Source organism: Cellvibrio japonicus Ueda107, assembly GCF_000019225.1.
Lineage (GTDB): Bacteria > Pseudomonadota > Gammaproteobacteria > Pseudomonadales > Cellvibrionaceae > Cellvibrio > Cellvibrio japonicus.
This window is the reverse complement of sequence record NC_010995.1, coordinates 2,134,861-2,145,021: the sequence shown is the minus strand read 5'-3', so window position 1 is coordinate 2,145,021 and position 10,161 is coordinate 2,134,861. Positions and strand designations below refer to the sequence as shown.

General features: G+C 45.4%; 6 protein-coding genes. 3 read left to right on the top strand and 3 right to left on the bottom strand.

All coding sequences use genetic code 11. From position 1 onward, the window contains the following. The first annotated feature begins 37 nt into the window (after positions 1 to 37). The gene (locus CJA_RS09115; protein ID WP_012487486.1) at positions 38 to 1,009 is read left to right on the top strand and encodes an alpha/beta hydrolase; all 972 of its coding nucleotides are present in this window, start codon (positions 38 to 40) and stop codon (positions 1,007 to 1,009) included. A gap of 78 nt (positions 1,010 to 1,087) precedes the next feature. On the opposite strand, the gene CJA_RS09110 is transcribed toward CJA_RS09115, so the two are convergent. The 3 genes from CJA_RS09110 to CJA_RS09100 form a co-directional block, all read right to left on the bottom strand. Further along, positions 1,088 to 3,547 carry a TonB-dependent siderophore receptor gene (locus tag CJA_RS09110; protein ID WP_012487485.1) on the bottom strand — a complete coding sequence of 820 codons (2,460 nt, stop codon included), beginning with the start codon at positions 3,545 to 3,547 and terminating at the stop codon, positions 1,088 to 1,090. Between the two features lie 155 nt (positions 3,548 to 3,702). Then, on the bottom strand, positions 3,703 to 5,385 hold the full coding sequence (locus CJA_RS09105) for a cyclic peptide export ABC transporter (protein ID WP_012487484.1): 1,683 nt from the start codon (positions 5,383 to 5,385) through the stop codon (positions 3,703 to 3,705). 9 nt (positions 5,386 to 5,394) lie between these two features. Next, on the bottom strand, positions 5,395 to 6,780 hold the full coding sequence (locus tag CJA_RS09100) for a dipeptidase (protein WP_012487483.1): 1,386 nt from the start codon (positions 6,778 to 6,780) through the stop codon (positions 5,395 to 5,397). A gap of 250 nt (positions 6,781 to 7,030) precedes the next feature. On the opposite strand from CJA_RS09100, the gene pvdP reads away from it, so the two are divergent. Together pvdP and CJA_RS09090 are read left to right on the top strand one after the other, a co-directional pair. After that, the gene (gene pvdP / locus CJA_RS09095; RefSeq protein WP_012487482.1) at positions 7,031 to 8,641 is read left to right on the top strand and encodes a pyoverdine maturation tyrosinase PvdP; all 1,611 of its coding nucleotides are present in this window, start codon (positions 7,031 to 7,033) and stop codon (positions 8,639 to 8,641) included. 168 nt (positions 8,642 to 8,809) lie between these two features. Beyond that, positions 8,810 to 10,147: a lysine N(6)-hydroxylase/L-ornithine N(5)-oxygenase family protein gene (locus CJA_RS09090; RefSeq protein ID WP_012487481.1), complete on the top strand. Its 1,338-nt coding sequence runs from the start codon at positions 8,810 to 8,812 to the stop codon at positions 10,145 to 10,147. The last annotated feature ends 14 nt before the right edge of the window (positions 10,148 to 10,161 follow it).

The window sequence follows — 10,161 nt, the reverse complement described above, 5'->3', positions numbered from 1 at the left end:
GTTGAGTTGGTGATTTATACAATGGAAGCTGAACATTATGTCATTGCATCCTGAATTAGAGACATTTCTTGAGCTGATCACATTGGGTCGTATGAGTGGGCAAAATAAACCATTACATGCACTATCCGTTGAGCAAGCTCGCGTAGTATTTGAACAGACGTCACTGGTATTGGATCCTGATCCACCTAAATCAATAACAGTGACTGCTGTGCTTATACCGACAAGGGATGGTAAGACAATCCGTGCTCGCCTGTATCGAAAAACGGGTAAAGTCAGTGAGAAGCTGCCAGTGATACTATATTTCCACGGAGGGGGTTATGTTGTTGGCAGCCTGGATTCCCATGAAGGGATATGTCGTCGTTTAGCCTGGTATGGCGATTTCGCCGTATTAGCTCCGGAGTATCGGTTGGCACCAGAGTATCGTTGGCCTGTTGCAGTGGAGGATGCTTTGGATACAGCAAACTGGCTATCAAAACAAGGGGCAGCATTTGACTTGGACTCTGCACACGTAGTCGTTGCTGGGGATAGTGCTGGCGCAACATTGGCAACGACATTAGCCATTACTTCAGTAAAACACCCGGATTGGATGGAGGTAAAACCGATAGCCCAATTGTTGTTTTATCCAGTAACAGATACAACCAGACTACGAGCATCTCATCGGGATTATGGAAAAGGTTATTTGCTCGAAAGCGAAACTTTAGAGTGGTTTTATCAGCACTATGTTGAAACTGATCAACGGAGCCATTGGACGATATCTCCCTTATTGATATCAGATATTCCTATCTTGCCACCTACCTACATAAGACTTGCTAAATTTGACCCATTACATGATGAAGGTAGTGCTTATGCACAGTTACTTCAGACTCATGGAACTTGCGTCCAGCTGACTGTGGAAAACGCGCTAACGCATGATTATTTACGTATGGGAGGAATTGTTGATGAGGTTGATAATATTTATAAAGAAACAATCCTTTGGTTAAAGAGCATTCAATCCCAGCTAAATTTCTAAATTTTATCCCCTCCATATGTAACAAGCATCCACACATAAGTGTAGATGCTTGGGCTGCCTATCAAACTGATGGATTACCTAGAAATCATAGCTTATTGATAAGCTAATATTCCTCGGCTCACCATAACGTGCACTACCTACGTCTAGTGCACCGTAGTAGGTTTCATCAAACAGGTTGTTGATATTCAGACTAAGAGTGACATGATCATTCACGAGATATTTGGCCATTGTGTCAACCAAAAACACTTCCTTTTGCTCAAAAGTTTCACCATTCGGACCAGTATTTTCTAAATAAGTTGTATCCTGCCAGCGCAAACTTCCTCCAACAGTAAAACCACTTAGCGCTCCATGGAGCTGGTAGGAACTAAACACTTTGAAAGTATTTTCAGGTATCCTGCTTCTCAATGGTTTTCCATTGTTGTCCTCTGCCTTGGCACGTGCAAAGCCGCCTGCAATCTGCCAACCTGGAAGCAACTGGCCAGCGATTTCCACTTCAAAGCCATCAGCTTCCACTCCTTTTTCTGCGCGATAGGCACGACTGCCATCCGGAGCGGTAACTTGGTTACCTATGATCACCGGGTAGTTTTCCTGTTTCATTTGAAATACAGCGGCGCTGATATTAAGCCGCCCGTTCAAATATCCCGCCTTTAATCCCAACTCGTAGTTATTGCCCTCCAAGGGGTCCAGAGTGTTACCGGTAATATCTTTTACACTCTGCGGCTCAAAGATACTGGTATAGCTGGCATAGGCTGACCAATTATCGGTAATATCTACTACCAGACCAGTGTAGGGAGTAATAACACCGTTTTCCTTGGTTACCGGTGAGGTTATTGCAGCGGCGCCAGTATTTTTACTCCATCTTGTTTGTTCCCAGTCAGTAAGCCGTGAACCCAAAATAACTGAAACGGAATCCGATGGTTTCAGGCGTATAACACCAGACAATGAAGTCGTTTTTACATCTCCACCATTGATGATACCCGTTGCACTTAAATCAGGCTCCGGCCATGCGCCAGTGTTATAAAAATCGAAAATATTGCTTATGGTAGCCCTGTAGTCCCCACCGTCATACCAACCGGGATAAGCCGGTGCCTCTGACTTATAGGCAGCGTGGAACAGGTTGAATGCCAGTTCATGGTTGCGCCCGAACCACTCAAAAGCTCCCTGAAGGTTGGCATTGAAGGCGTTGAGTTCTGTATCGCCATTCCAGCGCGTGCTGTACAGCATGGCACCAGCCCCTGTGTCTTTATTAATGGTTCTTGCGTAGGCATAGCCAAACTTCTGGTCATAGGTTCCCTCTTTATGCTCAGCGTCGAGTTTCAGCTTCCAGATCTCACTGAAAAAGTGCTCCAACCCAACAAACACCGTTGTGCTGTCGTGATTAAATGCCGACCAGTCAGTGCCGGAGTTGGTGGAGGTATCCAGGTTTGTCTTTGATCCATCACTGAAATACAAGGGCACACCACCACGAGACACGCCTGTAGCTTTGATGTCCTGATACTCAACCCCGGCAAACACCTCAGTTGTCTCAAAGAGCATCGCGTCCACAACACCATAGACTATCTGCCGGTCAATGTGCTCACGCTCAACAAAAGTATCGTTTTCCTGTTTGGCTACAGCAAATCTGCCACGCACCTTGCCACTATCACTCAATGAACCAGCAACATCGGTTTGCAGGCGATACAAATCCCAGGAGCCAGTTTTGGCTGATATATTAGCCTGAAAATCATCAGTGGGGCGTTTGCGGATCAAGTTGATAGCAGCGGATGGGTTTCCTGCACCGGTCATCAAACCTGAGGGGCCGCGTACAATTTCAAGGCGGTCATAGGCTAGCAGATCGGCTTTATCTTCAGAGAAGCCGTAAATAGCAGCTGGCCTGGGGATTCCATCAACCTGATAATTTGACACGAAAAAACCACGCGCGACATACCCAACAGAATCGCCACCTATTGAGCTTCTTCTGTCTGGCTCTATACCTACAACCTGCTCCATCACCTTGTCGACATCAGTCAGGCCTTGATCCTTCAAGCGATCATGGCTCATCACCGTAATTGATTGGGGGGTCTCGCGCAAGGACAAGGCCAGTCCGGTAGAACTGTTGGTATCACCAGTCGTATAAGAACCGGAACCTTCAGTAGTAGAACCTAATGGGGCACTAATAATTTGTACTGATGGCAAAGCGGCAGCATTATTCTGTGCATGTAAAGTCACCGAATTACCTGAAATCGTATATTTTATATTGGTGTTTCCCAGGAGTTGCCGCAGCACTTCCTGGGAGTTCGATCCTTGCGCCGATTGGCTGTTGAGGCCTTTTATAATTGCAGCATCATAAATAATCTGCAGGCCTGTTTTTTCCCCCAGTTGCTTTAGTGCATCTGCTAATGGTTGGGCAGGGATATTAATGGGTTGCTGTGCAATTACCTGCATTGATGCAGCCATTGCCAGTGCAATACATGAATGCCTGGCCCATGGCCAAATGTGATCAATACCAGGTTTTGCTTTCTTTTTGGTTCTCAATGCAGAAATAGACTTATCGGACATATGGCCCTCTCTTGTTGATGTTGTCATCCAAGATAAACGAACGGTCCGGTAGAAAATTTAGGAATAATTGATTATTTTTTAATTTCGTTATAGGCTATTTATAACCAATTGATTTATATAGGAATTTTTCCTTCCGTATCGACTATGGAAGGAACCTATACTACTTCCTCTGCCTTGTCTACGACCACTCCTGCATTAAGTTCGACAATCCTATCCGCCACATGAAAATAGCGATCATCGTGTGAAATGACAACGAGTGTTTTGCCCAGCCGCTTTAAATCGGGCAATAACTCCGTATAAAAAATCCGCCGAAAGGTGGGATCCTGGTCCGCTGCCCATTCGTCGAAGATGAGAATGGAGCGATTTTCCAGCCATGCATTGATCAGTGCCAAACGCTTGCGTTGTCCGGTGGATAGTTCTGTCGTCGTAAAGGCCCCATTGCGTATACCAACTTTATGCGCAATATCCATGCGCTGCAGGTAATGCATAGCCTGTTCAGGTAAATGATCCAAGCCCTGGGCAAGCTCCTCAAACAGGTGGTAATCGGAAAAGACGGTAGTAAACAGTTGGCGATAATCATCCAACGACTCCCTGAAAACCGGTTTGCCATTGAGGAGGATTTGACCTTGTTGGGGCTCATAGAGTCCGAGCAGTAATTTAATGAGTGTGGTTTTGCCACAACCGTTCTCGCCGACAATAAACACTATATCTCCGGCATGAATATCCAGGCTCAACGGCCCCAGCTTGAAAGGAGGAAGATCATCATTGGAGGGAAAGGTGTATTGTATGGATTTGAGCTGTAGCCGCTGGAATGGGGCAACTGGATTACGCCATTCCTGACCAGGTACAGTCCCAACGGATGAATGAAGATTTTTTGTGGTGAGCAGGTGAGGTTCCGGAGAGAGAAATTGCCTAGATAGCGTAGCAATACGCTGGAAGGCAACTTGAGCCCGGGTGACATTGGGTATAGTCGTTATCATAAACTCCAGGGGTGCTTTTACATAAAGCATGACCAGTACAAATCCACCCAGCATCGTTTTATCAACCAATGGCCACATTGCCTGATAGACAATAGCCATACCGATCACCACAAAAAACAAAATGGAGCCAAAAGTACCCGCACTGATAAAAACATTTGTTGCACGAATATTGGCTCGGCAAATACGCTCCGTTACTTGCGGTATTTGGACGGAGAATAATTGATAGCGACGAGGCCGTTGGATACGTAGTTCTTTGGCGGCATCAGATAATGTTTCATACAGGTTTTGCAGGTCATCTGTAGCATCGCGGGCCTCGTCCAGATGGGGCTTGCCGAAACGATGGGCCAGGTATTGGGCAAAACTGCCGATTGCAACGGTAAGTATCGTCAGGAGTAAAATCTGCCAAGATAAGTAAGCCAGATAGGATAGGCAGCCCAGGGTAATCGCAAACGACACAATTAATGGAGCAATATCAAGGACAAACTTATTAATGGTATCAACATCATCAACCAGTACAGGAATAAGCCTGTGACTGCGAAAACGCTCCAGCTGTTCAATAGGGGCCAATAATACTTTCTTGGCCAAACTCTGCCGCAACCGCAAGATCACATGCTGTCCAATATAGTTAACCATCAGGTTTGACCCGGCAGTACAGGCCATGACCAGCAGGCACAAACCGACAAAGGTAACAATAAGTTGGTTATTAGAGCCATCAGCATTTAACGTAAGGTTAATCGTCGCTAATAGTGCTGTCGTGGCCAAACCGCTGAAAATTCCGAGTAGGGCGGCGATCAGTATGCGTAATCGGAACGGTTTGAGCAGGGAATTAGTTTCCTGCCATAGGGTAGATGTGCTCATGTATGTCTCTTAGTGAATAGAAATTGGTTGTTCTGCAGCGGCGATGGGGTGCGCCCGGGTTTGAACCTCTTTCCATACTCGCAGAAAATTGCCACCCCATAACTTGGCGATATCGGTATCTGAATAGCCCCGTTTTATTAATTCAGCCGTGACATTGCGGGTATCACTGACATCCTTCCAGCCGATAACACCTCCGCCATCATTAAAGTCGGAGCTGATACCAACATGATCAATACCTACTTTCTTTACGGCGTAGTCGATGGCATTACCCAAGTCATCTAATGTTGCCTTTGGTTCTTGCTCAATAATATCGTAGAGGGCACCGGCATATTCAGCGAATTTCTGCTCAGGCCAAATGGCGATTATTGCGTCACCAGGCATATGGGCATTGGCCAGGTTATCCAGTGTTTCCAGGGGGGGAAGTTGGAATTTTTCCCGTAATTTATTCAATTTTTGTAAAGTTAAATTACTGAGCGGGCGCAGATAGGTAGGAAAACCGACAATTTGTACTACGCCGCCAGTTTGCTTGATCAGCTGCAATTCTTCATCGCTCAGATTGCGAGGAATATCAACAATACCCCGCACGGTTGAGTGTGAAGCAACAACGGGGGCACGGGTTAATTCAACGACATCTTTTACAGCTTTGTTTGACATGTGTGAAATATCAATGATTACGCCTAAATCGTTCAGCCGTCTTACAGCTTGTTTTCCTAATGTAGATAAACCACCCAAGGCATTAGGTGTGTCATTAAAAAAAGCCATGGGGCGCGATGAGTCAGCCCATAGGTTGTTACCTACATAACTGAAGCCAAACATGCGCATACCACGAGCAGCCCAGCGGTCGAGTTGTGATATATCCTCACCAAATGGGTAAGCATTGAGCATGCTGATTACAATGGCGAATTTTCCCTCATCCACCAAGCGGTAAAAGTCATCCGGTGTATAGGCAATACCTGCCTGGTTGGGAAAATCCCGGACAATACTCTGGATAATTTTGTAGCGGGCCTCCTGTTCATTGCGCGCGCCCTCAACCATGCCAGGTGTCGGGCGATGCGGGGCATTAGGGCCACTCCACATCTCAGGCCAGGCAAAAATAGTCAGTGCCGCTCCGGATAACCGTCCTTTTCCCGCTTTAATCAGATCGAATTGATAAGGGCCGTCAACATTCGCTTCCCTGCCACTGGTGTTAAAAGTGATAGGAATATCGATATGGCTATCAAAAGAGATAATCCGTTCATGCAGTGCTTTGGCATGCTCCCTAATTTCTTTGGGGTAATTGATATCGCTTCGTTGTAACCACAGCCAATAACTGGCGCCTAAAGCCCCAATTACTACCAAAATTAATACCAACCAAAACCAGATCGATTTTGGTTTAATAATGCGAAGTGGCTTCATCAAAACCTCGTATGTACTTTTGTCTGTCTGGGTAATAACGAGTAATTACCATTGAAATTTAATTTGTAGGGCACAGGTTATCGGGTTGATTTTTAAATCGTGGTTACAGGGTAAATTTAATTATTAACTCGACGTTACTATAAAAAATAACCGGCTGTCGGTCTCCACATAGATATTACAGGCATTGTCATTGCGGGTAAGTGGAGCAGAAAGTCATTAGTAATGATCATAACTTAAGGCTATTTTCCGGATGACGTTTTCCCGCAGAAAGTTCCTGGCATCCCTTACTGCTGCTGGCCTGGTAATTCCAGGGGTTTATTACGCCCAGCGGGAGATCCGGAATCGGTTAATAAATAATGATAAAGACGTTACAGCGGGCGAGGCTGTTGCTGAACCTGCTTCACACCAAGGTGATCTACTGGCAGAGAAATTACGCGGCATCTGGGATTTTCAGTTGCTCGATAATGGCAAGCTGGATGCTTTACCACACGACAAATTGGAAATGATCCTGGATGTGGGAGTAACCGGTCGCGCATTGCGTGGTTATTTAGGCACAGCAATATCGTTGCGTGATAAAAACGAGCCTGAATATCGAGTATTGGGTAGCCTGGCTACATTAAGTGCACCCCGCGTACGCTGGATTCTATGTGATGAACATGGTCCCCGTTATGAATGTGACGCTGTCATGGACGAAATATGGGATAGCTGGGGAAATGCCGGTGCGGGAACCTTGAGTGGAAACTTGCGAGACCTAGGTTATTCACTACAACTACCAGAGCAAAAAAAGCGTTTTGTCGCACACAAGCGATTATTCCCTGAGGCGCGTGAACGCAAACCACTTAATGCCGAACTATTAGCTTGGCTATCGTCAGTAGAACATCGTTTATTTCATCAAATATGGCATGCATCTCGCGACAAGTGGCATCAGTTGTCTGAAAAAAAACGCGAGGCACTCAGGGGTTTAGGGTGGCAGCCGGGCCCAATTGGACGAGAGCGTGACGCTCGTGGACGAGCCAAGCATCGCAATGGCTCTGGCGAAGATTTTCTGTTTATGCACCGAGGCATGATGCAGCGAGCGCGTGAACTACAGCCAGATTTAGTGTGTTGGTCTCGATTGCCATTGCCAGCCCCATTTATAGAATACGATCGCCAGGGATTTATTCGCTACTACGAAAATGTTGATGGCTGTTCTGTACCCCCGGCCTGGGAGCCTACAGAAGATGAGGAGTATTCCCAGTGGTTGCGTAGTGTCAAGGGCAGTGAAGCCTTTTACAGTAACTATCAGGTATGGGAATCCCTCTATCATGATCCTGAGTACCTAAGTCAAATGACACTGGGTGAGTTTGGCTCGGAATTAGAATTGGGTATTCATGATTGGTTACACATGCGCTGGGCTACTGTCACCCGTGACCCCAGCAATGGAATGCCATTATTTTGGGATAGGCGTTATACCGATTTTTCTCCCCGTTGGTTTTTACCAGAAAATGATTATCTAGGTGATCCTTTCTCATCACACGTCAATCCGGTGTTCTGGATGTTTCACGGCTGGATTGATGATCGTGTTGAGGATTGGTTTCGTGCCCATGAGCGTATTCACCCTGGTGAGGTGGAGCGAAAGACCATAAAGGGGGTGTCATGGTTTGCCCCAGGACGATGGGTACAAATAGCAGATCCCTGGTTGGGAGCATCTTCTTATGGCTGTATACCCTCAAAAAACAGGCGTGATAGGGTTGCATTAAATAAAGAAGAGATGAAGTTAGCTTTGCGTATTGCGCTCAGTGGAGAAACCGATGTACCGGATTTGCTACGGCGGATTGCTCGCCGCCCATGGTATGCACGCAATTTAAAACTGGAAAAATAATTTTCCTGACATATCCCCACACTATCGTTAATACGAAGTTTCGATAATTGATAGAAAACAGCCGTAACAACAGTAAATTCCATTATTTAAGATTCGTTATTTGTTAACAACACCGATGATTTTTTATATTTCCATAAGTCACTTGAATAGCACAAGGGGAGTTGGTACATGACCCATACAGCGGAATCCATGCTTTATGATATGATTGGCATAGGCTTTGGTCCATCCAATTTGGCTTTGGCTATCGCACTTGAAGAGCAGTCCTCTCAATATAAAACGCTAAATACTCTATTTTTAGATAAACAAGTGAATTACCAATGGCATGGTAATACTTTGGTTGGACAGAGTGATTTGCAAATTTCTTTTTTAAAAGATTTAGTATCGCTCAGAAACCCTAAAAGCCCTTATTCTTTTGTTAACTATCTCCATAAACATCGGCGTTTAGTAGATTTCATTAATCTCGGCACGTTATATCCATGCCGCATGGAATTTAATGATTATCTGCGTTGGACTGCCAGTCATTTTAAATCCGTATGTCATTATGGCGAAGAAGTTACCGCAATTGAGCCAGTTTTTCGTCATGGTGTTGTAGATACTCTACGAGTGGTATCACAGGGTGTTGAGGGGAATGAGCAGTACAGGGAAACCCAATCCGTAGTCATCAGTGCTGGTGGCACACCAAGTATTCCTTCTGTTTTCCAGTTATTAAAGGGAGATCGCCGGGTTTTCCATCATGCGGAATATATTGCGCGTATTAACCAGCTGGGCATTTCTCCATCAACCTCTATGCGTATTGCCATCGTCGGTGGAGGCCAGAGTGCAGCAGAGGCATTTATTGATCTTAATGATTGTTATCCCTCTGTATCCGTTGATTGGATTATCAGAGGATCTTCCATAAAGCCAGCTGATGATACACCTTTTGTCAATGAAATTTTTGCGCCTGAATTTACTGACCTAATCTACAACCAGGATGAAGCGGAGCGGGTGCGTTATATCAAGGAATACCATAATACCAATTATGCCGTAGTAGATGTTGATCTGATTGAGCGCATTTACGCTATCTTTTATCGTCAGAAAGTTGAAGGGAATATGCGCCACAGATATTGCCGTTTACGCAATATTGAAGGTGCAGAAGCCAATAGGGAAGGTATATGGTTAAATTTATTGGATAAAAGTAATGGTGAGTTTAGCCGCGAGCGGTATGATGCTGTTATTTTGGCAACAGGATATGAAAGAAAACAGCACCGCCATTTGCTGGCCCAGTTGGACAGGTATTTGGGAGACTATTCGGTAGGTCGGGATTATCGTATTCAAACAGATCCCCGTTGTAAACCCGCCATTTATATGCAGGGTTTTTGCGAATCCACACATGGGCTGAGTGATACTTTACTATCTGTACTGCCTTATCGATCTGAAGAGATAGCGGTTTCATTGCATAATTATCTACGGCAGTGCCGCATCCCATCAAATGTTAGTCATGTTGCCCTTGAGGAAGCCCGAATTTAACTGAATGTAGATGG

Coding starts and splice junctions, on each gene's coding strand:
- CJA_RS09090 (WP_012487481.1), top strand. CDS start 8,810: ATGACCCATACAGCGGAATCCATGCTTTATGATATGATTGGCATAGGC.
- CJA_RS09100 (WP_012487483.1), bottom strand. CDS start 6,780: ATGAAGCCACTTCGCATTATTAAACCAAAATCGATCTGGTTTTGGTTG.
- CJA_RS09115 (WP_012487486.1), top strand. CDS start 38: ATGTCATTGCATCCTGAATTAGAGACATTTCTTGAGCTGATCACATTG.
- pvdP (WP_012487482.1), top strand. CDS start 7,031: ATGACGTTTTCCCGCAGAAAGTTCCTGGCATCCCTTACTGCTGCTGGC.
- CJA_RS09110 (WP_012487485.1), bottom strand. CDS start 3,547: ATGTCCGATAAGTCTATTTCTGCATTGAGAACCAAAAAGAAAGCAAAA.
- CJA_RS09105 (WP_012487484.1), bottom strand. CDS start 5,385: ATGAGCACATCTACCCTATGGCAGGAAACTAATTCCCTGCTCAAACCG.